The following is a 26,751-nucleotide window of genomic DNA, read 5'->3' as shown; positions in this document are numbered from 1 at the left end:
TCTACGGGAAGATCAACCGATCGGTTGATGCGAGGTCTGGCCCGCCGTGCGATCCGGATGAACGCCGCCGCGACGACGCTGGTGGCATGGCAATCATCGAAGTGGTCGACCTCGTCAAGAGGTACGACCGGAAGGTCGCGGTGGACGGTGTGTCGTTCACCGTCGACGAGGGGGAGATCTTCGGCATCCTCGGCCCGAACGGGGCGGGGAAGACCACGACCGTCGAGTGCGTGGAGGGCCTGCGCACCCCGGACGGCGGCACGATCCGTGTCGACGGCCTCGACCCGCAACGCGATCGGGTGAAGCTCCGGACCCGGCTGGGCGTGCAGCTGCAACAGAGCGAGCTGCCCGACCGGATCCGGGTCGGCGAGGCCCTCGACCTCTACGCCTCCTTCTACCGCGACCCGGCGGACTGGCGGGAGCTGCTGGCACGCCTCGGCCTGGCCGATCGCGCCAAGACCGAGTACCGCAAGCTCTCCGGCGGCCAGAAGCAGCGCGTCTCCATCGCGCTGGCGCTGATCGGCAAGCCCAAGGTCGCCGTGCTGGACGAGCTCACCACCGGCCTGGACCCGCAGGCCCGCCGCGACACGTGGAGCCTGGTCGAGCAGGTCCGCGACGCCGGCGTCACGGTCGTCCTGGTCACGCACTTCATGGAAGAGGCCGAACGGCTGTGCGACCGGATCGCGCTGATCGACGGCGGCAGGCTCGTCGCGGTCGACAGCCCGGCCGGGCTGGTGTCCCGGGTGGACGGTGAGCAGCGGGTCCGGTTCCGGCCCGCCACCCCGTTCGACGTCGCGCTGCTGGAAGAGCTGCCCGAGGTCGCGCACGTCGAGCGGCACGGGCCGCAGCTCGTCGTGACCGGCACGGGCAACCTGCTGCACGCCGTCACGTCCGTGCTCGCCCGCAACCAGATCGTCGCCGCCGACCTGCGCATCGAGCAGGCGGGCCTGGACGACGCCTTCATCCGCCTCACCGGCCGCACCTTCACGGAGTAGCAGCATGCTGAAGATCGTCACCACCGAGTGGAAGCTGTTCCTGCGCGAGCCGAGCATGGTCGTGTTCGCCGTCCTCTTCCCGACCATCCTGCTGCTGGTGCTCGGCGCGATCCCCGCGCTGCGCACGCCCGACCCGAACTTCGCCGACCAGCGGTTCATCGACGCCTACATGTCGTCGCTGGTGGTGGTCACGCTGGCGTTCCTGGGGCTGAACAAGCTGCCCGCCACGGTGGCCACCTACCGCGAGAAGGGCGTGCTGCGCCGCTTCTCCACCACCCCGGTCCACCCGGCGCGCCTGCTGGTGGCGCAGGTGCTCGTCAACGTGATCGCGGGCGCGATCTCGATCGTGCTGCTCATGGTCGTGGCCCGGGCGGTGTTCGGCATCGACCTGCCGCACCACCCGCTCGGGTTCTTCGTGACGTGCCTGCTCGGCATGCTGTCGCTGTCCGCGCTCGGTCTGCTGGTCGCGGCCTGGGCGCCGACCGCGCGGTCCGCGGGCGGGTGGGCGACCGTGGTGTTCATGCTGGTCATGTTCTTCGGCGGCGTGTACCTGCCCCGGTTCCTGCTGCCCGACCTCCTCAACACCATCGGCGAGTACCTGCCGCCGGGCGTCGGTGCCCTGCAGGAGTCGTGGTTGGGCGTCGCGCCGGATCCGGTGCACCTCGGCGTCCTCACCCTGGTCACGCTGGCAGCGGGTACGGTCGCCGCGAAGTCGTTCCGCTGGGAGTAGCGAGGTGCGCGCGATGGACGTGCTGGACACGTGGGAACGGCGGCTGGACGTCGCCGGGCGCGCCATCCCGTACTTCGTGCTGGTGCTGACGACCGCCATGTACCTGGTGGTCGGGACGGACCCCGCGTCGACCACCGCGGTCAACGTGGGCATCGCGGCGGCGACCGGCCTGTGGATGCTGTGGTGGTACACGCTGCACCCGGGCTGGCGCTCCCGGACCGGTCTGATGGCGGTGTTCTTCGTCGGCATCCTGGTCGCGTACGGCCTGCTGGGGCTGCGCGACCCGCTGTTCGGGTTCTTCTCCTTCGCCGGGTACATCTACGCCGTGGACGTGCTGCCCGGCCGGTGGAAGCTCGCCGGGGTGTCGGCCACCGGCGTGCTCGCGGCGACGTCGTTGTACGGGGGCCTCCCGCCGGCGGAGTGGGGGCCGATCGTGGTGTACCTGATCATCGTCGTGTTCATCGTGATCATCGCCTGCACGTTCACCGCGCTCGGCCACGTCACCTCCGAGCAGTCACGGCGCCGCAAGGAGATGGTCGCCCAGATGGAGGCGATGATGGAGGAGAACGCGGGACTGCACGCCCAGTTGCTCATCCAGGCGCGCGAGGCCGGTGTGCTGGACGAACGGCAGCGGTTGGCGCGGGAGATCCACGACACGCTCGCCCAGGGGTTCACCGGCATCATCACCCAGCTCCAGGCCGACGAGAACCCGCCGCGGCACGTCGAGACGGCGTTGCGGCTGGCGCGGGAGAACCTGGCCGAGGCCCGTCGTTCGGTGCACGCCCTGCGGCCGCCCGCGCTGGTGGACGCGAACCTGCCGGACGCGTTGGCCGAGGTCACGGCGGGGTGGGCGGACCAGACGGGGGTGGCCGCGTCGCTCCACACGACGGGCGCGGCGCGCGCTCTGCACCCCGAGGTGGAGGTCACGTTGCTGCGTGCCGCCCAGGAGGCGCTGTCCAACGTCGCCAAGCACGCGCGCGCTTCACGTGTCGGGTTGACGTTGTCGTACATGGAGGACGTGGTGACGTTGGACGTGCGTGACGACGGCGCCGGGTTCGACCCGGAGGTGCGCACGGACGGGTTCGGGCTGGTGGGCATGCGCCAACGGGTGTCGCGCCTGGCGGGAGCGCTGGTGGTGGAGTCCGAGCCGGGCGGCGGCACGGCGGTGTCCGCGTCGGTGCCCGCGATCCCGGCCGAGGTGGCCAGGTGATCCGCGTGGTGATCGTGGACGACCACCCCGTGGTGCGCGACGGGCTGCGCGGGATGCTCGCGGGCGCCGGTGACGTCGACGTGGTGGGTGAGGCGGCGGACGGCGCGGAGGCGGTGACGGTGGTGCGGGCACTGCTGCCGGACGTCGTGCTGATGGACCTGCGGATGCCCGGTGTGGACGGCGTCACCGCCATCGAGCGGTTGCGCGGCTGCCCGACCAGGGTGTTGGTGCTGACCACGTACGACACGGACAGCGACGTGCTGCCGGCGATCAAGGCGGGCGCCACCGGGTACCTGTTGAAGGACACGCCGCGCGACGAGCTGTTCCGGGCGGTGCGTTCGGCGGCCAGGGGAGAGGCGGTGCTGTCGCCGTCCGTGGCGACCCGCCTGGTGGGTCAGGTGCGGCAGCCCGCGGCGGAGCCGTTGAGCGACCGGGAGGTGGAGGTGCTGGCGCTGATCGCGCGCGGGTGCACGAACCGCGAGGCGGCGGCGAAGCTCTTCATCAGCGAGGCGACCGTGAAGACGCACCTGGTGCACGTCTACGCCAAGCTGGGCGTGAAGGACCGCGCCGCCGCCGTCGCGGTGGCCTACGAGCGGGGACTGCTGGTGTCGCGTTCCGGGACGGAGACCCGGTGATCGATCTCCCCGGGAGACGACCGGGCCCGGTCGTCTCCCGGGGTTCGGGCGCCTGCCGCGGTGTCTCCTTCCGGGGCCCGTCCGCCTAGTAGTCGACGCGGTCGGTCCGGGACAGCCACGCGGTGAACGGCGCGTCGTCCACGCCCGTGGAGACCTGGTGCACCGGCAGGTTCCACGTCTCGCGCGGCCTGCCGAACAACTCGTAGAACTCGCGGTCGTCGAACCCGGCCGCGGCGGCGTCGTGCCGGTCGGCGGCGTAGACGACCCGGTCCACCCGTGCCCACAGGGCGGCGGACAGGCACAGCGGGCACGGCTCGCACGACGACACCAGCACGCAGCCGGTGAGCCGGAAGTCGCCGATGGCCTGGCAGGCCGCCCGGATGGCGACCACCTCGGCGTGCGCGGTCGGGTCGAGCGTGGGGGTGACCTGGTTGGTGCCGGTCGCGATCACCTCGCCGGCCCGGATGACGACCGCGCCGAACGGGCCGCCGCCGGCGGCGACGTTGCGGGTGGCGAGGTCGATCGACGCGCGCAGCCAGGCGTGGTCGGGGGACAGGGACGTGGTCATGGGGTGCTCCTCGGGGCGTGCGCGAACGCGCCACGGCGGCCGTGGCCCGGGTGGTTCGCGCGGGGATCAGGTGCCGGTGATGTGCTCGGGTCGCACGGGCACGCGGGTCAGGGCCAGGCCGGTGGCGGCGCGGATGGCCGCGACGATGGCCGGCGTGGACGAGATGGTGGGCGGCTCACCGACGCCGCGCACACCGTAGGGCGCGTTCGGGTCGGCGAGTTCCAGCACGTCGATGCTCATCGGTGGCATGTCGAGCACGGTCGGGATGAGGTAGTCGGTGAACGACGGGTTGCGCACCTTGCCGCCCGAGATCTGGATCTCCTCCATCACCGCGAGGCCGAGGCCCTGCGCCGAACCGCCCTGGATCTGGCCCAGCACGGCCTGCGGGTTGAGCGCCTTGCCGACGTCCTGCGCGCAGTCCAGCCCGACCACCTTCACCAGGCCCAGCTCCACGTCCACGTCCACCACGGCCCGGTGCGCGGCGAACCCGTACTGCACGTGCGCGTTGCCCTGCCCGGTCTCCGGGTCGATGGGTTCGGTCGCGCGGTGCCGCCACTCCACGGTCTCGTCGATCACCTCGTCGCCCAGCAGGTCGGCCAGGTCCAGGGTCGACAGGTCGCGGCCGCCGGCGAGCTTGGCCAGCTCCTCGCGCACGGCCGCGCACGCGGCCTTCACCGCGCCGCCGGTCACGTAGGTCTGGCGGGACGCGGAGGTGGAGCCGCCGTTGCCGATGCTGGTGTCCATCGGCAGGATCGTCACCCGCTCCACACCGAGTTCGGTGCGCACGATCTGCTGCATGATCGTCACGAGGCCCTGACCCACCTCGGCCGCCGCGGTGTGCGCCAGCGCGGCCGGTTCGCCGTTGATGACCTGCAATCGGACCCGGGCGGTGGAGTAGTCGTCGTAGCCCTCGGAGAAGCAGATGTTCTTGATGCCCACGGCGTACCCCACGCCGCGCACCACACCTTCGCCGTGCGTGGTGTTGGAGACGCCACCCGGCATGTCGCGCAGGTCGACCGCGGTAGGCAGCGGCGGCATCGGCTTGTCCTTCACCAGCTTCAGCAGCTGCGCGACCGGCGCGGCGGAGTCGACCACCTGCCCGGTCGGCATGACCGAGCCCTCGCTCATCGCGTTGACGACCCGCACGTCCACCGGGTCCATGCCCAGCGCCTCGGCGAGCTTGTCCATCTGCGACTCGTAGGCGAAACCCGCCTGCACCGCGCCGAACCCGCGCATCGCGCCGCACGGCGGGTTGTTCGTGTAGACGCCCCAGCAGTCGACGGTCACGTTGTCCACGTCGTAGGGGCCGACGCCGAGCGTCGCCGCGTTCGCCACCACGGCGGAGGTGCTGGAGGCGTACGCGCCGCCGTCGAGGTGGATGCGCGCCCTGACGTACACCAGCTTGCCGGTGCGGTCCGCGCCGTGCTCGTAGTACAGCACCGCCGGGTGCCGGTGCACGTGGCCGTAGAACGACTCCTCGCGGTTGTAGACCATCTTGGTGGGCTTGCCCGTGTGCCGCGCCAGCAGGCACGCGTGCACCTGCATGGACAGGTCCTCCCGCCCGCCGAACGCGCCGCCGACACCGGACAGCGTCAGCCGCACCTGCTCCAGCGGCAGGCCGAGCGCCGCCGCGACCTGGCCCTGGTCGACGTGCAGCCACTGCGTGGCGACGTAGAGGTCCACGCCGCCGTCCTCGGCGGGCACGGCCAGGCCGGACTCGGGACCGAGGAACGCCTGGTCCTGCATGCCGACCTCGTACCGACCGGTGACCACCACCTCGGCCGTCGCGTGCTGGTCGCCACGCCGCACGGGCACGTGCCGCACCAGGTTGCCGCCGGGGTGCAGGGGCGTGTCGTCGGGCGCGGTCTCCATGTCCACGACGGGCCTGAGCACCTCGTACTCGACCTTGATGCGCTTCATGGCGCGCTGCGCGGTCTCCGGGTGGTCCGCGCCGACCAGCGCGACCGGTTCGCCCTGGTAGCGCACGACGTCCTCGGCGAGCACCGGCTGGTCCTTGTGCTCCAACCCGTACCTGTTCAGCCCGGGCACGTCCTGGTGCGTGAGCACGGCGTACACGCCGGGCACCTTCAGCGCCTCGGTCAGGTCGACCGAGACGATCCGCGCGTAGGGGTGCGGGCTGCGCAGGGTCGTGCCCCAGATCATGTCCTCGTGCCACAGGTCCGAGGCGTAGGCGAACTCGCCGCGCACCTTGAGGTTCCCGTCGGGCCGCTGCGGGCTGGAACCGATGCCGCCGGGCACGGCGGAGGTCAGTTCGGCGGGGGTGAGGCTCATCGCGTCCCCTTCAGTCGCTCGGCGGCGGCACGCAGGTCGCGCGCGAGGTCGGTTTCGGAGGCGGTGCGCAGCTCGCCGTCGTCCACCACGGTCCGGCCGCCCACCACCAGGAGCTTGAGCTTCGGCAGCGGGCCGAGCACCAGGGCGGCCACCGGGTCGTCGATGCCCGCGTGGTCGAGACCGTCGAGGCGCCACACCGCGAGGTCGGCGAGCTTGCCCGGTTCGATCGAACCGATCTCCGCCTCACGGCCGAGGCAGCGCGCGCCGCCCATGGTGCCCATCCACAGCGCCTCGCGGGCGTCCAACGCCTTGGGACCGCCGCGCTGCCGGGCCTGGAGCAGGGCCTGGTGCAGCTCCTCGACCATCCCGGCGGACTCGTTGGAGGCCGCGCCGTCCACGCCGAGGCCGACCGGCGCACCCGCGTCGAGCAGGTCGCGGACGGGGGCGATGCCGGTGCCCAGCCGGCCGTTGGACGTGGGGCAGTGCGCGCTGCCGGTGCCGGTCGCGCCCAGCCGCTTCACCGCCGCGGGCGACAGGTGCACGGTGTGCGCGAGCCACACGTCGTCGCCGAGCCAGCCGAGGCGTTCGGCGTACTCGGTGGGCGTGCAGCCGTACTCGGCCTGGCACTGCTCCTCCTCGTCGACGGTCTCGGCGAGGTGGGTGTGCAGCCGGACGCCGCGGGCGCGGGCCAGTTCGGCCGCACCGGTCATCAGCTCGGCGCTGACGGAGAACGGCGAGCACGGTCCGACGGCCACCCGGACCAGGGCGTCCGGGCCCGGGTCGTGGTGGTCGACGACCGCCCGTTCGGTGGCGACGAGCGCGGCTTCGGTGTCCTCGACCAGGTTGTCCGGCGGGAGACCGCCGTGCGACCGGCCGCGGTCCATCGAGCCGCGGACGGCGTGCAGTCGGATGCCGATGCGCCTGCCCGCCTCGACCAGGGCGCCGAACTGGTCGCCGCCCTCGCGCGGGTGGACGTAGTGGTGGTCGGCGGCGGTCGTGCACCCGGTGGTCGCGAGCCGCGCCAGCCCGGCGGAGGCCGCCGAGTGCGTGATCTCCGCGTCCAGGCCGCGCCACACCGGGTACAGCGCGGTCAACCACTCGAACAGCGTGGCGTCCTGGGCGATGCCCCGGGTGGCCCACTGGTAGAGGTGGTGGTGGGTGTTGACCAGGCCGGGCGTGACGAGGCAGCCGCTGCCGTCGACCCACGTGTGCGGGCCGGTCGGCCTGGGCGCCTGGCCGGGTCCCACGGCGGTGATCCGGCCGTTCTCGATGACGACGTGGCCGAACGCGTGCTCGGTGCCCGCGGCGTCCACCGTGGCGATCGCGACGCCGTCGAGGACGGTCGGCGTCATCGCGCCGCGCCCTCGGGGTCCGCCTTGCGGGTCGCGGCCAGGCGCACGGCGTCGAGGATCTTCTCGTAGCCGGTGCAGCGGCACAGGTTCCCGGCCAGCGCCTCGCGGATCTCCGGGTCGCTGGGCCGCGGCACCCGGTCGAGCAGGTCGTGCGCGGCGACCACCAGGCCGGGCGTGCAGAACCCGCACTGCACCGCGCCCGCGTCCACGAACGCCGCCTGGACGGGGTCGAGCCGATCGTCCGCGTGAGCCGGGTCCTTCCGGGCGATCCCCTCCACCGTCCACACCTCGCGGTCCTGCACCTGGCCCGCGGCCACCAGGCAGGAGCACACCGGCGTGTTGTCCAGGTACACCGTGCACGAGCCGCACTCGCCCTGCTCGCAGGCGTTCTTGGAGCCCGGCAGGCCGAGCCGCTCGCGCAGCAGGAACAACAGGCTCTCGCCCTCCCACACGTCGTCGGCTTGCTTCTGCTCGCCGTTCACCGTCACGTTCACGCGCATGGTCAGGCCACCTTCTCGGAGTAGTCGCGCCAGGCCCAGTCGAGCGTGCGGCGGGCCAGCACGGAGAGGGCGTGCTTGCGGTAGGCGGCCGAGCCGCGCACGTCGTCGATCGGGCTCGCGGCCTCCGCCACGAGTTCGCCGAACCGCCGCTTCACCGAGTCGAGCAGCGGTTTCGGCGACTCCCACTGGTCGGTGGAGGTCAGCTCGGCGGACAGGAACTCCTCGGCCGCCGACGCACGCCGCGGCGTGGGCGCGGCACTCCCGACCGCCGCGCCGACCCGGTGCTGCTCCGGGTGCAGGGCGATGGCGAACGAGCACACCGCGATCACCATGGCGTTGCGCGTGCCGACCTTGGAGAACTGCTGGGGCGCCCGGGCGACCGGCACGTGGACCGCCGTGATCAGCTCGTCCGGCTCCAGCGCGTTGCGCTTCACGCCCAGGTAGAAGTCGGTGGCCGGGATGAGCCGGGTGCCCCTGGTGGAGGCGGCCTCCACGGTGGCGTCGGCGACGAGCAGCACCGGGTGCGTGTCACCGGCGGGTGACGCGGCGCCCAGGTTGCCGCCGACCGTGCCGCGGTTGCGGATCTGCGGCGAACCGACCGTGCGGGAGGCCATCGCGAGCCCGGGCAGGCGCTCGCCCAACTCGTCGATGATCCGGGTGTACGGGACGCCGGAGCCGATGCGCACCGTGCCGCCGTCGGCGTCGTCCGCGTCCCAGGAGCGGAGTTCGGCGATCCGGGTCAGGTCGAGCAGGGCCGCCGGGCGGCGGTGGTCGAAGTTCAGCTCCACCATCACGTCCGTGCCGCCCGCGATGGGCACGGCGTCCGGGCGTTGCGCCTTGAGCACGAGCGCCTCGGCGAGGGTGTCGGGGCGGAGGAAATCCATCGGCTACCTCGGTGGCTGGAGTGCGCGGTGTGTGAGCCAGTACACAGACCCGGGACGGTGATCGGCTACGGCGGCGGCGCATGAATCCCAGGCTCCTACAGCGAGGGGATTTGTGCTTTCCTACAAACACGATCGGACGAAGGTAAACCGCCGGGATGACGGGGAGGAGGCGCGCGTGTTGCTGGTTCGGAGCCTGCTCGGGATGCCCGAACTCCGGCTTCGCCTCGTCCGCGGCGCCGAGTCGCTGGACAGGCCGGTGACCAGGCTCTACGGCACCGAACTACCGGATCCCGCCCGCTACCTGTCCGGTGGCGAGCTGGTGCTCTCCGGGCTGTTGTGGCACCGGACCGCGGCCGATTGTGAAAAGTTTGTCGCTTCCTTGGCGGCGTCGGGAGTCGCCGCGTTGGCGGCCAGCCCACCCGATGTCGGCGAATTGCCCGGGGCGCTGGTCAAGGCCTGCGAACGGCACGGCGTGCCGCTGTTGCAGGTACCGGTCGACCTGTCGTTCGCGGTCATCACCGAGCGCGTGGTGACCGAGCTCGCGGCCGAACGGGTCGGCGACGCGGGCGCGCTGCTCGGCAGGCACCGGCGGCTGCTCACCGTGGTCGTCGAAGGCGGTGGGTTGGCCGAGCTGGTGGCCGCGGGCGCGGCGGAGCTGGACGCGCCGTGCTGGGTGCTGGCCTGCACCGGTCACGTCGTCGCCGGGCCCGAACTGCCCGGGGCCGAGGCGTTGGTGCGGGAGTTCCTGCTGGCCGACCGGCTGCCCAGGGCGGTGCGCGGCGTGACGTTGCTGCCGGTGTCCGCGCGCGGGGGTTCCCGGCTCACCTCGTGGATCCTCGTGGTCTCCGGCGACCGGACGCACGACGAGGTCGCCGCCGAGCTGGCCGATTTGGTCGGCGTGGAGCGGGCGCGGGTCCTGCAGGGGCGGGAGATCGAGAACCGGGCGGCCGGGCCCCTGGTGCGGCAGGTGCTCACCGGCGGTGAGGTCGCCGCGCGGATCGCCGCGGTCGGCTGGGACCCGGACGCCCCGCTGCGGGTGCTGGCGGCGTCGGTGTCGGACGGGCGGGTCGAGCAGGCCGTCGCGCTGGTGGAGGAGGTGCTGGCGTCGGTCGCGCCGACGTTCCTGGTGGCCGCCGCCGGCGCGGAGGTGTACGCGCTCGTGCCGTCCGGGTCGTGGGCGGAAGGGGTCCGGACGGCGTTGCGGACGCTCGAACCGGGTCTGCGCTCGACCAGGGTCCTGGTCGGCATCTCGTCACCGGTGGGTCACGCCGGGCTGCGTGGCGCGGCGGAGGAGGCGTCGCACGCCCGGCGGCTGGGCGAACGGCGGACCGGGCGGACCTGCGTGGTGGCGGGGGAAGAGATCGCGCTGCACCAGCTGCTGCTGGCCGGTGTGCCCGAGGAGCTGCGCCGCTCGCTGCGCCGGCGGCTCCTGGGCCCGGTGCTGGACTACGACGCCGAGCACGGTTCGGACCTCGTGGGCACGCTGCGGGTGTTCCTCGACTGCTCCGGCTCGTGGACCACGGCGGCCGCACGGCTGCACGTCCACGTGAACACCTTGCGCTACCGGGTGGGACGGGTCGAAGACCTGCTGGGGGTCGACCTCTCGGACTTCACCGAACGGGTGGACCTGTACCTCGCCCTCCAGGCGGGCTGAACCCGGAGAGGGGCCATCCCCGACCCGCCGCCGCGCGGATCGGGGATGGCGTCTTCCTCACCTCACCTGCTGCCACGGGACGAGCGTCGGACGCTGTCCGGTGGCGAGGAACTCCTCGATCGCGACGGCGAGGTCGGCGACCGGGATCTCGCAGTGGGTGGGGAAGTTGACCCCGGCGTACCGGGGGCGTTGGCGGGGGCCCTCGCCGAGGCTGGCCCACGAACCGGTGATCACGTCGGTGAACAGCATCGCCCCGCGGTCACCGCGCACGCCGACCCGCACGAGGTGGTCCGGGCAGTCCGCGTGCACGAGCGTGGCGTCCTCCACCACCGTGAGGCGGTCGAGCAGCCGGTGCACGTCCTCGGTGGCGCGCAGTTCGTCCACACCGGACGCGAAGTTCGCCTGGATCATCGTCACTCCTTGCACCGGCGGCCGGTGTTCACGCACTGCACCAGGCGGTTCATGATCTGCTCGGACATGACGTTCGCGAAGTCGTCGTGGTCGGAGAACGGGTTGTGCTCCTCCTGCGGGAAGGCGTCGACCGCGTACTGGCCGGCGACCTGGACGTCGCGCGGGATGTTGTAGGTCAGGCTGATCCGCAGCTGCGGCACGGCCTTGAAGCCACGCGGGCACTTGCCGTTGTCGTTCGGGTAGGCGATGTGGTCGCGGTGGTTGGCGCTGTCGGTGTTCTTGCCGTCCCAGCAGCTGGCGAAGTCGTGGATGCGCTTGACCTTGCTGCCCTCCGGGCAGATCGGGTACTTGTCCATCAGCACCTTGTCCTCGAACCCGGTGCAGGTCCACGACTTGCGGGCGTTCTTCGGGCCGTTCGTGGAGACCTTCGCGTCGCCGTAGAGGACGCGCAGGAACTGCGGCATCGCCTCGACCTTGCCGACGGGGCTGCCGCGGAAGGTGATGTCCACGACCTCGGGCCGCTGGATCTCGCCCTCGTTGCCGGGCAGCTCGTTCTCGTCGCTGGCGCTCTTGCCGTCACCCTTCTCCGGTGCGTCCGCCTCCGCCTCCTGGGCCGCCTCGGCGACCCGGGCGTCGTTGGCGTCGCCGTCCTTGACCGTGCACGGCGCGAGCCTCTTGAGCCCGCGCGGCCGTTCGGCGACCCGGTCGATGGCGATGGTGATGCGGTCGATCGCCGCGGTCCGCTTGTCCCGCAACGGCCCCAGGACGGTGTTGTTGACGAAGTTCGGGTCGTCGACGTTCGCCGCCGCCTTGAGCTTCTGGTTGGCCTCGGCGATCTGGTCCTTCATCGCCTGGAGGTTGCGGTCCACCTCCGCCTTGGCCTGGCGCGGCACGTTGCGCAGCTTGCGCTGCACGTCCGGGCACTCGACCTCGGCGTCGGCGGGCCGGCCCGGCTCCTCCTCCTCGTCCTCGCGGTCGATCCGGACCACCGGCCAGAAGTAGGCCGACTTGTCACCGTTCTTGCAGGTGGTGTCCGCTTCCAGCAGGCTCTCGTTGGTCGAGTCGGCGTCGGTCGACACGTTGCCCACGTAGTCGTGCAGGTGCTCGGCCCCGTTGCGGACCCCCGGCTGCGCGATGAAGTTGTCCGGGTTGAAGTGGCCGTTCTCGTTGCGGCCGCAGTCCACGGTGAACGTGCCGGTGCTCGCGCCCCGCTGCGGCTGGGGAGCCCGGACGTTGCGCTGCTGCTTCGTGATGTCGACGAACAGGGAGATGTCGGCCCCGTCCGCCTGGGCGGTGCCCTGATCGCCGGTGGTGCTGATCGCGACGGCCAGGCCGATCGTGAGCGCCAACCCGGTCACGCCGGCAGTCAACTTCGTGCGCCGGGAGAAGCGGTGCCGCCCCTGGTTTCGCGTCATGGATGTGTCACCTCGTCGTAGGTACGCGCATGTGTGCGTTGAACCCCGACCGCCGGTGGGCGGTGGACACAGTGGCATACGTACCGCATCCGGTCCGCGACCTGACCGTTACCTTTTCGTTATCTCGCTCCACCCCTAACTTCCGGTCCCACTCGCTCCGGACGGAGGTCGCGGGTCCCGTCCGCCCGCTTGCCGACCCACGGGTCATTTGGGTACCCGGAGCGCCGGAACCGGCGCCAGGGAGACCGGTTGCGCGGGTTCGGCCAACCCCATGAGGCGGTACATGGTGTGGCGCAGGACCGCGCCGGCCTCACCCGGGCGGGAACTGATCGCCTCGACGAGTCCCGGTACGTCCGTCGCTTCGTCGAGCGCGGGCCGGCCGGGGTCGATCAGCGGTGCTCCTCGGTACGTGAGGTCCGCCGGGCTCCCTTCGCGCAGCAGGCCTTCCGCCAACGGCACGAGGAGCATCCGCTTGCCGAGCGCCGCCGCGTACTGCGTGCAGGAGCCGTGGTCGCCGATCACCACATCGGCCGCGATGATCGCGGCTCGCCAGCCCTCTTCCGGCGGGATGACGATCAGCCCGTCTGGCAGCCACGCGCGCACCTGCCTGGCCCCGTGCACGCTCCAGGTGTTCGGGTGGAGCACTGCCGCCACGGGGTGTCCGGCGTCCAGCAGGCGTCGGTACAGGCCGAGGTGCGCCCCGAACGTCGAGTGTGGTGTCCACGTCGAGCTGATCACCGCCAGCCGCTCGTGCGGAGCGACGCCCAGCGCTCGGCGGTAGCGCTCGCGGTGCGGGACGCTCGCCACCATCCGGTCGAGGCAGATGTCGCCCGCGACCACGGCCACGGGTTCCGCTTCGGGGCACGACTCCCGCAGCACCCGCAGTTCGTCGTGGTGCGACAGCACGAGGGCGTGCGGGACGACGCGCCCGTCGCGGATCAACTGCTCGCGGGTCAGGCCGTGTCCGGCGAGCGCGTTCGCCCGTCGGGGCCGCAGCCTCGACTTCAGCGCGCCGGCCCCGTGCGGCACCACGAGAACCGGGCCGTGCACCTGGTCCACGCCGCGGAATCCCGCTGCCAGCACGAGGTCGAACCGTTGTCGCGTCGCCTGGTCCCACGGCAGCACGTGACCGCCCAACCGGTGGGTGAACTCCGCCGTGCCGTGCACGGATCCCTGGACGGTGAACAGCACCTGCACCCGTTGATCGGATTCGATCAACGGCAGCAGGTCCACCAGTCGGGTGCCCGCGACGACGTGCGGCACCACCACGAGCACCACACGGCAACCCGCCACCGTGATGCGGTTCTCCGCACCCAGTCCGACAGGTGCGTTCGTCCAGCCATCTCCGGTCATGACGGGTTCCGGCGTCGTGGGGGAGCCGTTGTGATCCGCCTTCGCGTCATCGGTATGCCACCTCGTCATGGGCACGCGGGAGCGCCCGACCTTCCTGGGCGGTGCAAAGGGGCATACGTGCCGCCCGCGGTCGACGACCCGGGCGTTACTCCTTCGTTATCCGGGCTGTGGTCGGTCCGAGGCCGGCGGCCAAACGGAGCTATGAGACCACCCCGACGGTCACCCGGCGACCGATGTCATTTCTGTGACACTCAAGTCACGCGTTGTACAGGGAGGGGGCCTGTGAAGCACAGCAGGGAGAACGTGGTGGCGGGCACGGCTTACGGTCCGGTGGTCCAAGCCGGAACCGTCGGAGCGGTGCACTTCAACACCCCGCGCGCGGAACCGGTGATCCCCTACCAACTGCCGCCCGCGCCGAAGCTGTTCACGAGCCGGCGTCGGGAACTGGCGGCGCTCGACGGCTGGCTGGAGGCGGACGAGGCGCCGGTCGTGGTGGTCAGCGGCCCGGGCGGCGTGGGAAAGACCTCGTTGGCCTTGCGGTGGCTGCACGACACCCGCAAGCGCTTCCCAGACGGCCAGTTGTACGCGGACCTTGGCATCCACCACCTCGGGGCACCGACAACGCCGGAGGAAGTCCTCGAGTGGTTCCTCCTGGCGCTGGGCGTACCGGGAAGCGACATCCCGTCGGGGCTCGCCCGAAGACAGGCGACGTTCCGCACCCTCACCGCCGACCGGCAAGTGGCGCTGCTGCTGGACAACGCGATCTCCGCGGCACAGGTGCGCCCGCTGCTCCCCACCTCGCCGCGCAGTGCGGTCGTGGTCACCAGCCGCTGGCGGTTGGGCGGACTGGCGGTGGACGGCGCCAGGTTCGTGGAGGTCGAGTCGTTCGACGAAGACGCGTCGCTGGAACTGCTCGAACGCGCCGTGGGCTCGCGCGTCACGTCGGAACCTTCTGCCGCTCGGGAACTGGCCCGGCTCTGCGCGGGGCTGCCCATCGCGCTGTCCGTGATCGGTGCGCGCCTGTCGACCCACCCACGTCGGTCGCTGTCGAAAGAGGCAGGCTCGCTGCGCGCGGAACGCCTGGCGACCCTGGCGGTGGACGACGGCGTGTCGGTCGAGGCGGTCTTCGACCTGTCGTACACGGACCTGCCACCCGATCACGCCCGCGTCTACCGCCTGTGCGCCCTGCACCCCGGGCCGACCTTCGACGCCGAAGCCGCGGCCGCGATGGCGGGCGAGCCGCGGCCGGAGGTCGAGCCCGTGTTGGGCGAACTCGTCGAGAAGAACCTCCTGACCGAGGTCGGGGACGAGCGGTTCCGGTTCCACGACCTGCTGCGGCTGCACGCCCGCCGGCACGCCGACTGGGCCTCGCACGAGGAGCGCGACGCTGCCCTTCGACGCATGGTGGAGTGGTACCTGGACCGCTTGGTGGACGCGGACCTGGCCCTGCGCCCGACCCGCCACCGGGTCAACACGCGCTTCCACGACCGGCGGTCCTCGTTCCCGACCGCGCGCGAAGCGCTGGTGTGGCTGGAGGAGGAACGGGTCAACCTGCGCGAGGTCTGCCGCATCGCCGACAACCTGGGTTTCGACGAGCAGGTCTGGCAGTTCTGCGAGGCGATGTGGGGGTTGTTCCTCCACCTGCGGCACTACGACGACTGGCTGGCGATGCACGAACTCGGCGTGCCGGCGGCCGTGCGGTGCGGCAACCGGGCAGCGGAGGCCAAGCTGAGGGCGCAGTTGGCGTTCACCTACGGGAGCCTGCACCGGTTCCAGGACGCCGAGCGGGAGGGAACGCGTGCGCTGGCCATAGCGGAGCAAGACGGGGACAGCCAGGGTGTCGCCGTCGCGCTGACCGAACTCGGCGGCGTGGCGCAGGGTGCAGGTGACCTGCAACGGGCCTTGGACCTCTTGGTGCGTGCGAGGGAGATCCGCCGGCACATCGGATCGCCACGGGCCGAGGCGCTGTGCACCCGCCGGATCGGAGAGGTGCTGGCCGAACTGGGCCGCGACGATGACGCGATGGCGGAGCTGGCCGCCGCGGCCGACTCCATGAAACGGCACGGTGATCGCGCCGGAGAGGCCAGGTGCCTGATGTCCGTCGCCGCGATCGAGGTGGGCCGGGGGCACACCGCCGAGGCCGAGGGGCACCTGCGCACGGCGTTGGAAGTGGTCCGGGGCTTCGGTTCACCGTTCTACGAGGCGGAGATCCTGGTGGTGCTCGGGGAGGTCGCCGAGTCCGGGGGCGACCTCCCCGCAGCACGCGAACGCTACCGCGAGGCGCAGCGACTGCTCGGCGGCTCGGGGAACCCGAGGGCCGCCACGATCACCACCAGACTCGCGCGGCTCGACCGGTGAGTCGGCTCGATCACCAGGTCGGCCAATCCGAGCACGGCGGGGTCGGCGCGGCCCACCTCGCCGATCAGGAGTTGGTCGAGGCTGCCGGACCCGGTGCCGAAGACGAGGCGGTGCACGCCGACACCCGCGCCGTCGACGACCAGCCACGCGATCACGTGTGCTCCAGGTGGAGGCGAGCTGGAGCGGGCACCGCCGCGGTGGTGGCGGCCCGATCGGGCTCCCGCAACCCCATCAAGCGGTACATGATCGTGCGCAGGGCCGCCGAGGCCCGACCCGGTCGTGATGACATCAACTCGGCCACCCCCGCCGCGTTCCCGGCGCGGGCCGCGGCGACCTGGGGCAGCAACGGCCGACCTCGGTCCAGCATCGGCACGCGTTCGCGGACCGCGTCCGCGAGGCTGCCGCTGCGGACGTTCGCCTCGGGGAAGGACGCCAGCACCACCGGTTTGCCGATCGCCGCGGCGTACTGGGTGGTGGAGCCGTGATCTCCCACCACGCTGTCACTGGCGATGATGGTGCCCCGCCAGCCCTCCTCGGGCGGGATCACCAACAACCCGTCTTCGATGCAGTCGTGCAACCAAGCCCGCACCTGCCACCGCCCGTGGACCGCCCAGACGTTCGGGTGCAGTACCAGCGCGACCCTGTACCTCGCCCGCGGCAGCTCGTCGAGCAACGCGCGGCACAACGACAGGTCACTGCCGAAGGCCGAGTCGGGCGCCCAGGTCGAACTCACCGTGACCAGGAGCTGCTCCTCGCGCACCGCCAGCGCCTCGCGGTAGCGGGACCGGAACGGGAGGCTGGCCACCATCCGGTCGAGGCAGGGATCCCCGACCACGGAAGCGCTTCCCAGTGCTTCCGGGCAGGACGTGCGCAACGCGGCCAACTCGTCCTCGTGCGTCAGGCCGATCACTGCGGGGAGGATCCGGCCGCGCCGGACGAGCGACTCACGGCTCAGCCCGGCGTGCGGCAGGGCGGCGCGTCCCGCGTGCCTGCTGTACTTGCGCGACGCCAGGTTGCCCGCTCCGTGCGGCAGCAGCACGATCGGCCCGCGAGCCTGGTCCAGGTCGTTGTGGGCCGCGGCCAGCACCAGGTCGAAGTCGTGCTGGGTCGCCTGGTGCCAGGGCACGACGACCCCTCCCTGCCCGCGCACGTACTCCTCGGTGCCATGCCACCACTGCCCGGTGTCGGTGACCGAGAACACCACCTGCACCCGGGGGTCGTTGAACAGGAGCGGCACCACGTCGGAGATCAGCCGCGTGCCCGCGACGAGGTGCGGCACCATCACCAGGACGGTCCGACAACCGGGCACCGTCACCCGTCGTTCGGCGTCCTGCCCGATCGGGCCCCTGATCCAGTGGTTCGTCATGCCGCGGACCGGAGGCGTTCGGGAACCAGGCGCGGCTCGCCGGTCGAGCAGTCGAAGACCGGCACGCCCAACCCGCGCAGGTCCTCGTAGACGCGGTGCGGAGTCATGACGACCGCGAAGTCGACACCTCCGAGATCCCCGATGTCCCTGCTGCGGAGCTCGGCTCCGTCGGACAGGACGAGCTCCGCCACATAGGGGTCGTGGTAGTCGACCGCGGTCTCCCGGCGCAGTTCCTCCAGCACCGCCACCGCCGCCGACTGGCGCACGTTCGGGGTGTCGGGCTTGTAGGTCACGCCCAGCACGAGGACCTTGCTGTCGCACAGGGGTTTCCGGGTCACCCGCGTGGCCGCCTCGCGCAACCGGTCGACCGTGTGCGCGGGCATCGCGTCGTTGACGGCCAAGGCGGCGTCGATCAGCGGGGTGAGCGTGCCGCGGCGGCGTGCGGCGGTGGAGAGGAAGCGCGCCGAGACGGGCACGCAGTCGCCTCCCGCGCCCGCGCTCGGTTGGTGCCCGAGGAACCCGAACGGCTTGGTGCCCGCGGCGCGCAGCACTTCCGCCACGTCGACCCCGTACGCCCGGCAGACGACCGCCAACTCGTTCACCAACGAGATGTTGACCAGCCGGAAGGCGTTCTCGAAGACCTTGGCCAACTCTGCCGCGCAGCTCGTGGTCACGGTGACGACCTGGTGCGCGATCGAGGACAGGAACTGGGTGGCTTGAGCCGCGCACCGGGCGGTGTGGCCGCCTACGACGCGAGGGATGGCGGCGAGTTGGTGCGTCCGGTTGCCCGGGTCGATCCGCATCGGGGCCGTGGCGACGTGGAAGTCCGTGCCGGCGCGCAAGCCGGAGAGCCGCTCCAGTGCCGGCACCAGGGACTGGTCGACGGTTCCCGGGGGGCACGTGCTCTGGACGATCACCAGATCACCCGGACGCAGCACCTCCGCGACCGCGTGCACCGAGTGGATCAAGGGGCGGATGTCCACCCCGCCGCGCGGTTCGGGCGGGGTCGGAAGGCACAGCACGTGCACCTTCGCGGCCGGCAAGCCGTCGGCGACGTCGCGAACGACCAACCGCCCCGTCGCCAGCACGTCGCTCAGCACCTCTTCCGGCACGGTGCCCAGCCCGCAACCGGGTCGGACGCCGACCACGTCGTCGATGCGCCGCGGTGAGCTGTCCAGACCGAGGACCCGCAGGCCTGCTTCCGCCGCCGCCACCGCCGTGGGCAACCCGGTGAAGCCGAGACCGACCACCACCACATCAGGGAACTCCATGCGTACCTCCTCGGCGATCCGAGCGGGCGTTTCCCGCCGGAGGTGTCCCCAGCCTGGGAGCGGCCGCTGTCGAATCCGGTTCACCGCGCATACGGAAGGCTGAAAGCCGTGCTCCGGGTGGTTGTGGAGATCATTACGGACGCGGACTCGCACTTGCGAGCACCAAGTGTGAGCCGCACGCACCTTTCAAAAACCTTTCGGACTCCACCGGGCTAGGCCGACCGGACTACGCATTGTCACATCGAGGTATCGGAACGTGATGGAGAGCTGGATCGAGTAGGTGTGTACGGGCAGACTCAAACGTGAATCATTGCCTCCAGCGAGGGGTGGCGCTGGTGACCATGGATTTCAAGATCCTCGGACGGACACGCGTGCGGGTGGCCGACGGTTTCAGCCACGACTGGGGAACGCCAAAGGAACGCGGTGTTCTCGCGGTGCTGCTGATGTACGTCGGCAAAGCCGTGCCGGTCCGCACTTTGGCGGAATGGGTGTGGCCGGACGGCAAGGCGCCGCGTGATCCCGCGGCCACGCTGTCCACGTACTCGACACGAATACGCAATGCCCTCAAGCTGCACGACCTGCCGGCGCAACTCAGGACGGAGGACGGGGCGTACCGATTGATCGCCGACCCCGCGACCGTCGATTTCCACGCGTTCCAGCGGATCGTGGGAGAGGCGCGTCGGCTGGGGAAGTCGGGCGAGCGGGAGCGCGCCTGCGAGCTGCTGGAGTCGGCGCTGGAACTCTGGGACGAGCCGCTGGCGGACCTCGACACCGACCGCGCCGACGACTGGCGCCGCGTGGTCGGTCGGGACGAGTGGTTGCAGGCCAACAACGCCCTGATCTACGGCCGCCACCAGTTGGGCGAGTACGAGGAGGTGCTGCGCCTGGTCAAGGCGGCACAGATCGAGTACGACGCGGACGTGCTGCTGGCCAAGCGCCGCCTCCAGGCGTTGTACGCCTTGGAGCGCAGGGAAGAGGCGGTCCAGTACTTCCTGGACTACCACCGCCGCGCCAGGGCGGCCGACTTCCCGGAACGGGCCGACGAGCTGCGCAGGTTCCACGACGAACTGCTGAACGGCAGTCCTCGGCCGGTGCCCGCGCGCGGTGCGCCGCAGCGCACCGTGCCGATGTACCTGCCCTACGACATCGACGGCTTCACCGGTCACGAGGACCTGCTGTCCGAGTTGGACGCGCTCCTGGCGGACGGCCACCGGTCGCGCCTGATCGCGCTGGACGGGCAGCCGGGGGTCGGCAAGACCACCCTCGCCGTGCACTGGGCGCACCGGGTGAAGGGCCGGTTCCCGCAGGGCTTGTGGTTCGTCAACCTCAATGGCTTCGGCGAGGGCCCTTCGATGACCGAAGAGGAGGTCGTCGCGGGACTGCTCGACGCGGTCGGGGTCACCCCCGCCGACTGCCCTCCCACCACCCGGGCCCGGCGCGCGAAGCTGCGCGACGTCCTCTCGACCCGTCGGCTCCTCGTCATCCTGGACAACGCCGCCGACGCCGGACACGTCGAAGGCCTGCTCCCGCTGCTCACCGGGTCGGTCGTGGTCGTCACGAGTCGCGGACGGCTCAGCGACCTCAGCCTGCGCTACGGGGCGCGCTGCTTCACCGTGTCCCCGCTGGAGATCGGCTTGGCGAGGCAGTGGCTGCACGACCGCCTCGGGGCTCGTGCGGAGGCCGAGCCGGACGCGGTGGAGCGGCTCGCGGTGCAGGCAGGGGGCATCCCGCTGACGCTCGGGCTGATCGGGGAGTACGTGGCCGCGCAGCGCGGGAAGCCGATCAGCGACTTCGTGGTCCAGTTCCGCGAGCGCGGGGCGCTCCTCGACCTCGACGCGAACGGATCCCAGGTCGTGGTGTCGCCGCGCGCGGCCATCGACTGCTCGTACGAGGTGTTGAGTCCGCCGGTGCGCCGCCTGTTCCGCCTGCTGGGGTTGTACCCGGGTCTGGTCTTCCAGATCGGGGTGGCCGCGGCGTTGACCGGTCTCCCGCTCGCCGAGGTCCGGCCGCAGCTCGAAGCGCTGGTGTGGGCCAGGCTGCTGGAGCCCAGAGAGGGTGACCGGTACGCCTTCCACGACCTGCTGCGCGACTACGCGGCCGAGCGCGTGGGCCGCGACGAGGGAGCGGAGGAACGACGCCGGGCGGCGCGGCGAATGCTCGACTGGTTCCTGCACACCGGCAACAACGCCGACCGCATGGTGTTCGCGAACAAGGAGGGCGTGCCGCTGTTGGAACTCTCCGAGGGCGTGGCGCCTTCGGTGTTCGAAGATCCGGAAGCGGCACTGGACTGGTGCGCCCGGGAACGCGCCGAGCTCGCGGTCGTGATCGATTTCGCGGCGTCGAACGACTTCCACGACCACGTCTGGCGCCTGTTGAACGCCGTTGGCGAGATCATGATGCGCCTGGGGTTCAAGGACGAGGTATTACAGGGGTCGCAGGCGGCCGTCCGGAGTGCCCGGTCCTCGGGCGACCGGGCCGGTGAGGGAAGCCTGCTGTGCAACCTCGGGCTCACCTACGCGCGTTTCTACGAATACCCGCAGGCCGACGAGTGCTACCGGCTCTCGTACGACATCCTGCTCGAAATCGGGCACCTGCGCGGACAGGCGACGGTGCTGCGCAACATCGGCGAACGGCGCTCCATGGCCGGCGACGTCCTGGGCGCGTTGGAGGTGCTGAACCGGGCCTTGGCGGTCGCGCGGCAGGCGGATGACGTGACCTTGGAAGCCAGCGTGCTGCAGCGCATCGGCGACGCCATGCTCCAAGCCGGGAGGCTGCACGATGCCGTGGTCCAGTTGCACTTGACGCGGTCGTTGCGGGATCGCCTGAACGACGAGGCCGGCGCCGGCGTGGCCCTGGCATCGCTGGCCAACGCCTACCACGCCCTGGGCGACCACTCCGGTGCGTTGGGGCACGCCCACCAGGCGATGTCCATGTTGAGCAAGGCCCGCGGGCCGGCCCTCGAAGGGCAGGCTGCCACCACGGCGGCCTCCGTGCACCGCGACCTCGGCGATCTGGAGAACGCCTCCTTCTACGCCGAGCGCGCCGTGGACCTCTGTCGTCGAGCCCACGACCCGCTTCGACTGGCGACGGCCCTGGACATGATGGCGCAGATCCACTGGCGTCGGGGCGTGCACGAGGAAGCACGCCGGTGCTGGAGCCTGGCCCGCGAGTTGTACAGCGGCTTGGGCGACCCCAGGGCTCACAGCATCAGCGCCCAACTGGCCGAGTGGAGCGAGCCCGATGTGCCTGCTCCTCACACGCCCGATGGGGTTGAGGGATTGTCACCCATTAGAGGGAATTAGGTCGCTCGAACGGATGGGTTTGCCGCGCGTCGAGACCCAAAACGCGGCGTGCCGTGAGCCTGTTCCATGTGCCTGACGTTGCATGATCACCTAACGCAACCAGCTTCGCCCGCTTGCCGTGACGGTCCCGGTGGGACAGTGCCGGTTCGTGAGTGTGCAAGGATTCCCGGCCGTGAAGGCACATAACACTATCGAGCGAACCAGGTGGCGAGTTTTCTCCAGGGTCCTGGTGACCATCGCAGTGATGACGGCGGCGACCGCACTGGTAGGTACGGCCACCGCGTCGGCTGAGCCGACAGACGTTGAGTCCACCCTCAGTCGGTGCGACGTCAACGCCTCGTCATCCATGTGGTGGGAATAGTGATCTTCAAGCACGCCTGCTAAACGCCGATCGATTACCCCTACCACACAGTGCCCGGCTCTGCGACAGAGCCGGGCACGATTATGTGCACATGCAGCATGCTCGATCGGGGCGGTTGCAGACAAGTCGGCACGGGTCGCAAGCTCGGAATTGACCCCATCGTGTAACTCGGAATTCGAACTTCCCTGGAATAGTGCAGGTACGAATCGGTACCGTCGGTCCAGAAAGCGTGACGAGGCAACCGATGTCCTATTTTGCCTGGTAAGTCACGCTTTCTCGCCGATGAAAGACCACGGGCGGGTGATCATTCGCGGGGTCGAGGCCGGCGGTCCACGGCGACCGCATCTTCCCGGCCCCGCCGACCCTGTCGATTTGCTGTAGAAGTGCCACCCCCGCCGGCGACGACCTTCACCGCGCCTCCGGCGCTGCGGAACACTCCGGGTCGCCTCGCGAGCGAACGCTCGACGAGTCGAGAAGGAGTGTGGTCATGTCTCGCACACTCGGTGCGCTGGCCGCCGTGGTGTTGGGGGTTTCCCTCATCACCGCCGCGCCCGCCACCGCAGCGCAAGCACACCCGTTCCCCACCGAGTTCCCCCTGCCCGACGGCTTCCTGCCGGAGGGCATCGGGATCGGCTCGGCGCCGACCGCGTACTTCGGGTCCCGCGCCGACGGCGACCTGTTCCGCGTCGACCTCCGCACCGGGCGCGGCGAGGTGTTCAGCCAGGGGCCGGGGACGGCGTCGGTCGGGCTGAAGGTCGATCGGCGCAAGAGGCTGTTCGTGGCGGGTGGCGCGGGCGGTGACGGGCGCGTTGTCGACGCGCGAACGGGAGTGATCCTCAAGTCCTACGAGTTCGCCGCCGATACGAACACTTTCGTCAACGATGTCGTGATCACCGATGAGGCCGCGTACTTCACCGACTCGCGCAAGGCGCTGCTCTATCGCGTCCCGTTCGGCCGGCACGGCGCGTTGCCCGACTCCCACACCGCGATTCCACTCACCGGTGACTTCGTGCTCACTCCGGGCGTGAACAACGCCAACGGGATCGCCGAGACGCCCGACGGCAAAGCCCTGCTGATCGTCCAGAGCAACACCGGCCAACTCCACCGGGTCGACCCGCGCACGGGTCGCACGACCCTCGTCGACCTGGGCGGCGAGGTGCTGACCAACGGCGACGGGCTGCTGGTCGAGGGCCGCACGCTCTACGTCGTGCAGAACCGCCTGAACGCGGTGGCGGTGTTTTCGCTGGTCAGGGACGCGTCCCAGGGCGCGCTCGTGACCAAGATCACCGATTCGCGGTTCGACGTGCCGACGACGGTCGCCTCGTTCGCGGGCCGGCTGTACCTGCCGAACGCCCGCTTCACCACACCGCCCACGCCCACGACGACGTACGACGCCGTTTCGGTCCCGAAGCCGTGAAAGACAGGGGGCCGGTGTCGAGAAGTTCACAGTGGCCCCCTGTTGGTGGGATCACTCGACTGGGTAACCTCATCGTCGCGTGGTGCAAGTGATCGCTGTCTCTTCGTAATAATGATCTTCGAGTGTTACCGTTCCGTCGCCGATCGGGTGAAGAAGAGGCAGCGGTACTAGTGCTGCGCCTGACCTGGCAACGGACGAGGCTGCGGAGCGCTGTGAAGCAGAAGAGCACCACGGAGACGAACTACAAGACGATCCGTTCACGACTCACCGGTGTCGTCGTCGTCCCCAGCATCGTCCTGCTCATCATGTGGGCGCTGTTCTCGTCGTACACGCTGTTCGACGGCTTCTACCTCCGCGCGGTCGCCTCCGGCGTGAAGGACGCGTCGATCCCGGCGGTCCAGACCTTCGCCGCGCTCCAGAGGGAGCGCGAGCTGAGCATGACCGCGCTCAGCCAGCCCGACCGCGGCACCAGTGACCTGCAGGCCCAGCAGCAGGAGACCGACCGCGCGGTCGACGAGATGCGCGCGGCGTTCGACGAGCTGGCCGCCCAGGCGCCGCAGGAGATCGTCGAGAAGATCAACGCGCTGAACGTGCTGCTGGACCAGCTGCCGCAGCGCCGCACCGCCCTCGAATCGGACCGCGCGTCGAAGTCCGAGATCTACACCTACTACAACAGCCTCCTGGACGCCGGTGACGCGCTGTTCAGCGTGCAGGCGCGGGTGGTGCCCGACCACGAGTCGGTCAAGGGCGCCATCACCGCCACCGAGTACTTCAAGGCCGCCGACTGGATGTCCCGCGCCACGTCGCTCGCGTCCAGCGCCCTGGCCTCCGGGCAGTTCACGCCCGAGGAGCACATCGAGTTCGCCAACCTCGTCGGCGCCTACCACTCCTCGTACGACTCGATCGCCCCCTACGCCCGGCCCGAGGTGCGCGAGCACTACCAGTTCATGATCGAGGGCGACCAGTGGAAGCGGCTGATCGAGTTCGAGGGCAAGCTGATCCAGAACGGCCCGAAGCCGTCCAACGCCGGGTCGTTGCAGGAGTGGCAGAACGTCAGCGGCCCGATCTCCGACGAGCTGACGGCGCTGGTGAGCGAGCAGGCCTCCAGCGCGGTGGGCGTCACCATGGCCCGCGGTGAGAGCAAGTTCCGCACCGTGCTGATCGGCAGCCTGGTCGCGCTGCTCGCCGTGATCATCGGCATCCTCATCGCGATCCGCACGTCGAACCGCCTGGTCAACCGCGCCCTGATCACCCGCCTCGCGGCGCTGAAGAAGGACTCGCTGACCCTGGCGCACGAACGGCTGCCCGACATCGTCGACCGGCTCCGCGAGGGCAAGCACGTCGACGTCGAGGTCGAGGTGCCGCCGCTGGACTACGGCAGCGACGAGATCGGCCAGGTGGCCGACGCGTTCAACGCCGCCCAGTACACCGCCGTCGCCGCGGCGGTGAAGGAGAGCCAGGCCCGCGAGGGCGTGAACCGCGTCTTCCTCGACATCGCGCACCGCAACCAGGGCCTGGTGCACCGCCAGCTCAAGATCCTGGACAAGCTGGAGCGCGAGGAGGAGAACCCCGAGCAGCTCGACGCGCTGTTCCAGCTCGACCACCTCGCCACCCGCGCCCGCCGCAACGCGGAGAACCTGATCATCCTCGCGGGCGAGCAGCCGGGCAGGCAGTGGCGCAAGCCGGTGCGCCTGCTCGACGTGCTCCGCGCCGGTGTCGCCGAGACCGAGCAGTACGTCCGGGTCAAGGTCAACCCGGTGCCCGACACCGCGCTGGTCGGCGCGGCCGTCGCGGACACCATCCACCTGATCGCCGAGCTCGTCGACAACGCCACCGCGTTCTCCTCGCCCCGGTCCCAGGTGCAGGTGCACGCCAGCGAGGTGCCCCAGGGCATCGTGGTCGAGATCGAGGACCACGGCCTGGGCATCAACCCCGAGGACCGCGAGCAGCACAACGCGATGCTGGCCGACCCGCCGGAGTTCGACGCGATGCGCCTGCGCGGCGAGTCGCGCCTGGGCCTGTTCGTGGTAGCCCGGCTGGCCGCCCGTCGCGGCATCCACGTCGAGCTGCGCGAATCGCCCTACGGCGGCACGTTGGCGCTGGTCCTCATCCCGTCCGCGATCGTCGCGGGCCCCACCACGGCGACGGAGCCGGCCGAGACCCGGCAGCTGCCGCGCCGCTCCTTCCACGACATCCCGGAGCAGGGCGACGACTCAGTGCGAGACGCCAGGTTTCCCGACAGTTCCCGAGACCTCGAAGGCTTCTGGGCCCAGGCCGAGGCCGCGGCCAACTCGGATCCCCTTCCCGAGGTCGAACGAGTGAGCGGCGGGCTGGACCTGTCGCAGCGCAGCGGCGAGCTCGAACTGCCGCAGCGGAAGCGGGCCACGTCCGAGTGGCCCGCGGATGAGCCGGAGTCGGCCGCCGCCGCCACCGCCGACCGACCCGAACTGCCACGCAGGCGCCGTCAGCAGAACCTGGCGCCGCAGTTGGTGCGCAACGATTTCCACCCTTCGCCCGAACCGCTCCCCGAGGTCGATCCCGAGCAGTCCGCCGAAAGGGTCCGCAAGGGCTTGTCGGCGTTCCAACGGGGCACACGCGACGCGCGCCGGACACCCTCCGGCGACCTCGAACCCTGATCAGCAGCAGTGGCCGGACGACTGGAAACCGGAAAGGCAAC

20 protein-coding genes are annotated in these 26,751 nt (G+C 70.9%); 9 read left to right on the top strand and 11 right to left on the bottom strand.

Going from position 1 to position 26,751, the window contains the following annotated elements; all coding sequences use genetic code 11:
* Positions 1-86: 86 nt before the first annotated feature.
* The 4 genes from AB0K14_RS22905 to AB0K14_RS22890 are packed head-to-tail and all read left to right on the top strand — an operon-like array spanning position 87 to position 3,570.
* Complete coding sequence (locus AB0K14_RS22905; protein ID WP_360456875.1) at positions 87-995, top strand: ABC transporter ATP-binding protein; 909 nt, start codon at positions 87-89, stop codon at positions 993-995.
* Between the two features lie 4 nt (positions 996-999).
* Positions 1,000-1,725: an ABC transporter permease gene (locus AB0K14_RS22900; RefSeq protein WP_360456878.1), complete on the top strand. Its 726-nt coding sequence runs from the start codon at positions 1,000-1,002 to the stop codon at positions 1,723-1,725.
* A 13-nt stretch (positions 1,726-1,738) separates the two neighbouring features.
* Positions 1,739-2,935: a sensor histidine kinase gene (locus AB0K14_RS22895; RefSeq protein WP_360456881.1), complete on the top strand. Its 1,197-nt coding sequence runs from the start codon at positions 1,739-1,741 to the stop codon at positions 2,933-2,935.
* The gene (locus AB0K14_RS22890) at positions 2,932-3,570 is read left to right on the top strand and encodes a response regulator transcription factor (RefSeq protein ID WP_360456884.1); all 639 of its coding nucleotides are present in this window, start codon (positions 2,932-2,934) and stop codon (positions 3,568-3,570) included. Before AB0K14_RS22895 ends, AB0K14_RS22890 begins: the two co-directional genes overlap by 4 nt.
* Positions 3,571-3,655: 85 nt before the next feature.
* On the opposite strand, the gene AB0K14_RS22885 is transcribed toward AB0K14_RS22890, so the two are convergent.
* The 5 genes from AB0K14_RS22885 to AB0K14_RS22865 all read right to left on the bottom strand — a co-directional run bounded on the left by AB0K14_RS22885 (position 3,656) and on the right by AB0K14_RS22865 (position 9,166).
* Positions 3,656-4,138: a nucleoside deaminase gene (locus AB0K14_RS22885; protein ID WP_360456887.1), complete on the bottom strand. Its 483-nt coding sequence runs from the start codon at positions 4,136-4,138 to the stop codon at positions 3,656-3,658.
* Between the two features lie 66 nt (positions 4,139-4,204).
* Positions 4,205-6,430: a molybdopterin cofactor-binding domain-containing protein gene (locus AB0K14_RS22880; RefSeq protein ID WP_360456890.1), complete on the bottom strand. Its 2,226-nt coding sequence runs from the start codon at positions 6,428-6,430 to the stop codon at positions 4,205-4,207.
* Positions 6,427-7,782 (bottom strand): 8-oxoguanine deaminase, encoded by a 1,356-nt coding sequence (locus AB0K14_RS22875; protein ID WP_360456893.1) that lies wholly within the window; start codon positions 7,780-7,782, stop codon positions 6,427-6,429. The genes AB0K14_RS22880 and AB0K14_RS22875 overlap by 4 nt, the downstream gene beginning before the upstream one ends.
* Positions 7,779-8,282, bottom strand: coding sequence for a (2Fe-2S)-binding protein (locus AB0K14_RS22870; RefSeq protein ID WP_360456895.1), 504 nt, complete (start codon positions 8,280-8,282; stop codon positions 7,779-7,781). Before AB0K14_RS22870 ends, AB0K14_RS22875 begins: the two co-directional genes overlap by 4 nt.
* Positions 8,283-8,284: 2 nt before the next feature.
* Positions 8,285-9,166 (bottom strand): xanthine dehydrogenase family protein subunit M, encoded by an 882-nt coding sequence (locus AB0K14_RS22865; protein ID WP_360456898.1) that lies wholly within the window; start codon positions 9,164-9,166, stop codon positions 8,285-8,287.
* Positions 9,167-9,341: 175 nt separating this feature from the next.
* On the opposite strand from AB0K14_RS22865, the gene AB0K14_RS22860 reads away from it, so the two are divergent.
* Positions 9,342-10,820 carry a PucR family transcriptional regulator ligand-binding domain-containing protein gene (locus tag AB0K14_RS22860; protein WP_360456900.1) on the top strand — a complete coding sequence of 493 codons (1,479 nt, stop codon included), beginning with the start codon at positions 9,342-9,344 and terminating at the stop codon, positions 10,818-10,820.
* Positions 10,821-10,877: 57 nt separating this feature from the next.
* Here AB0K14_RS22860 and AB0K14_RS22855 read toward each other — a convergent pair whose 3' ends face one another.
* The 3 genes from AB0K14_RS22855 to AB0K14_RS22845 form a co-directional block, all read right to left on the bottom strand.
* Positions 10,878-11,231 carry an Imm1 family immunity protein gene (locus tag AB0K14_RS22855; RefSeq protein WP_360456903.1) on the bottom strand — a complete coding sequence of 118 codons (354 nt, stop codon included), beginning with the start codon at positions 11,229-11,231 and terminating at the stop codon, positions 10,878-10,880.
* A 2-nt stretch (positions 11,232-11,233) separates the two neighbouring features.
* On the bottom strand, positions 11,234-12,646 hold the full coding sequence (locus AB0K14_RS22850; protein ID WP_360456906.1) for a DUF1996 domain-containing protein: 1,413 nt from the start codon (positions 12,644-12,646) through the stop codon (positions 11,234-11,236).
* 204 nt (positions 12,647-12,850) lie between these two features.
* A complete protein-coding gene (locus tag AB0K14_RS22845) occupies positions 12,851-13,999 on the bottom strand; it encodes a hypothetical protein (protein ID WP_360456909.1) in 1,149 nt (382 codons plus the stop codon).
* A gap of 282 nt (positions 14,000-14,281) precedes the next feature.
* Between AB0K14_RS22845 and AB0K14_RS22840 the strand changes: the two genes are divergently transcribed.
* Complete coding sequence (locus AB0K14_RS22840; RefSeq protein WP_360456912.1) at positions 14,282-16,357, top strand: tetratricopeptide repeat protein; 2,076 nt, start codon at positions 14,282-14,284, stop codon at positions 16,355-16,357.
* Here the strand turns inward: AB0K14_RS22840 and AB0K14_RS22835 are convergent.
* From AB0K14_RS22835 to AB0K14_RS22825, 3 genes are read right to left on the bottom strand one after another with little or no spacing between them, the layout of a single operon-like run.
* Entirely contained in the window at positions 16,270-16,512 is a 243-nt protein-coding gene (locus AB0K14_RS22835) for a hypothetical protein (RefSeq protein ID WP_360456915.1), read from the bottom strand. The genes AB0K14_RS22840 and AB0K14_RS22835 overlap by 88 nt on opposite strands.
* Complete coding sequence (locus AB0K14_RS22830) at positions 16,509-17,723, bottom strand: hypothetical protein (protein WP_360456918.1); 1,215 nt, start codon at positions 17,721-17,723, stop codon at positions 16,509-16,511. The genes AB0K14_RS22835 and AB0K14_RS22830 overlap by 4 nt, the downstream gene beginning before the upstream one ends.
* Complete coding sequence (locus AB0K14_RS22825; protein WP_360456920.1) at positions 17,720-18,994, bottom strand: nucleotide sugar dehydrogenase; 1,275 nt, start codon at positions 18,992-18,994, stop codon at positions 17,720-17,722. The genes AB0K14_RS22830 and AB0K14_RS22825 overlap by 4 nt, the downstream gene beginning before the upstream one ends.
* 341 nt (positions 18,995-19,335) lie before the next feature.
* On the opposite strand from AB0K14_RS22825, the gene AB0K14_RS22820 reads away from it, so the two are divergent.
* The 3 genes from AB0K14_RS22820 to AB0K14_RS22810 all read left to right on the top strand — a co-directional run bounded on the left by AB0K14_RS22820 (position 19,336) and on the right by AB0K14_RS22810 (position 26,710).
* Positions 19,336-22,296: a BTAD domain-containing putative transcriptional regulator gene (locus tag AB0K14_RS22820; protein ID WP_360457167.1), complete on the top strand. Its 2,961-nt coding sequence runs from the start codon at positions 19,336-19,338 to the stop codon at positions 22,294-22,296.
* An 848-nt stretch (positions 22,297-23,144) separates the two neighbouring features.
* The gene (locus AB0K14_RS22815; RefSeq protein WP_360456923.1) at positions 23,145-24,074 is read left to right on the top strand and encodes a superoxide dismutase; all 930 of its coding nucleotides are present in this window, start codon (positions 23,145-23,147) and stop codon (positions 24,072-24,074) included.
* A gap of 212 nt (positions 24,075-24,286) precedes the next feature.
* Positions 24,287-26,710: a sensor histidine kinase gene (locus tag AB0K14_RS22810; RefSeq protein WP_360456926.1), complete on the top strand. Its 2,424-nt coding sequence runs from the start codon at positions 24,287-24,289 to the stop codon at positions 26,708-26,710.
* The last annotated feature ends 41 nt before the right edge of the window (positions 26,711-26,751 follow it).

Origin of the sequence: Actinosynnema sp. NPDC050801 (genome assembly GCF_040673975.1) — a bacterium.
Classification (GTDB): domain Bacteria; phylum Actinomycetota; class Actinomycetes; order Mycobacteriales; family Pseudonocardiaceae; genus Actinosynnema.
Note: the sequence above shows the minus strand (reverse complement) of the source record. Positions and strands in the feature narration are given on the sequence as shown.

What these genes read in the sequence shown, in the direction of transcription:
- AB0K14_RS22850 (WP_360456906.1), bottom strand. Translation starts at nt 12,646, where the DNA reads ATGACGCGAAACCAGGGGCGGCACCGCTTCTCCCGGCGCACGAAGTTG.
- AB0K14_RS22855 (WP_360456903.1), bottom strand. Translation starts at nt 11,231, where the DNA reads ATGATCCAGGCGAACTTCGCGTCCGGTGTGGACGAACTGCGCGCCACC.
- AB0K14_RS22905 (WP_360456875.1), top strand. Translation starts at nt 87, where the DNA reads ATGGCAATCATCGAAGTGGTCGACCTCGTCAAGAGGTACGACCGGAAG.
- AB0K14_RS22845 (WP_360456909.1), bottom strand. Translation starts at nt 13,999, where the DNA reads ATGACCGGAGATGGCTGGACGAACGCACCTGTCGGACTGGGTGCGGAG.
- AB0K14_RS22875 (WP_360456893.1), bottom strand. Translation starts at nt 7,782, where the DNA reads ATGACGCCGACCGTCCTCGACGGCGTCGCGATCGCCACGGTGGACGCC.
- AB0K14_RS22825 (WP_360456920.1), bottom strand. Translation starts at nt 18,994, where the DNA reads ATGGAGTTCCCTGATGTGGTGGTGGTCGGTCTCGGCTTCACCGGGTTG.
- AB0K14_RS22900 (WP_360456878.1), top strand. Translation starts at nt 1,000, where the DNA reads ATGCTGAAGATCGTCACCACCGAGTGGAAGCTGTTCCTGCGCGAGCCG.
- AB0K14_RS22895 (WP_360456881.1), top strand. Translation starts at nt 1,739, where the DNA reads ATGGACGTGCTGGACACGTGGGAACGGCGGCTGGACGTCGCCGGGCGC.
- AB0K14_RS22830 (WP_360456918.1), bottom strand. Translation starts at nt 17,723, where the DNA reads ATGACGAACCACTGGATCAGGGGCCCGATCGGGCAGGACGCCGAACGA.
- AB0K14_RS22870 (WP_360456895.1), bottom strand. Translation starts at nt 8,282, where the DNA reads ATGCGCGTGAACGTGACGGTGAACGGCGAGCAGAAGCAAGCCGACGAC.
- AB0K14_RS22815 (WP_360456923.1), top strand. Translation starts at nt 23,145, where the DNA reads ATGTCTCGCACACTCGGTGCGCTGGCCGCCGTGGTGTTGGGGGTTTCC.
- AB0K14_RS22880 (WP_360456890.1), bottom strand. Translation starts at nt 6,430, where the DNA reads ATGAGCCTCACCCCCGCCGAACTGACCTCCGCCGTGCCCGGCGGCATC.
- AB0K14_RS22865 (WP_360456898.1), bottom strand. Translation starts at nt 9,166, where the DNA reads ATGGATTTCCTCCGCCCCGACACCCTCGCCGAGGCGCTCGTGCTCAAG.
- AB0K14_RS22885 (WP_360456887.1), bottom strand. Translation starts at nt 4,138, where the DNA reads ATGACCACGTCCCTGTCCCCCGACCACGCCTGGCTGCGCGCGTCGATC.
- AB0K14_RS22820 (WP_360457167.1), top strand. Translation starts at nt 19,336, where the DNA reads ATGGATTTCAAGATCCTCGGACGGACACGCGTGCGGGTGGCCGACGGT.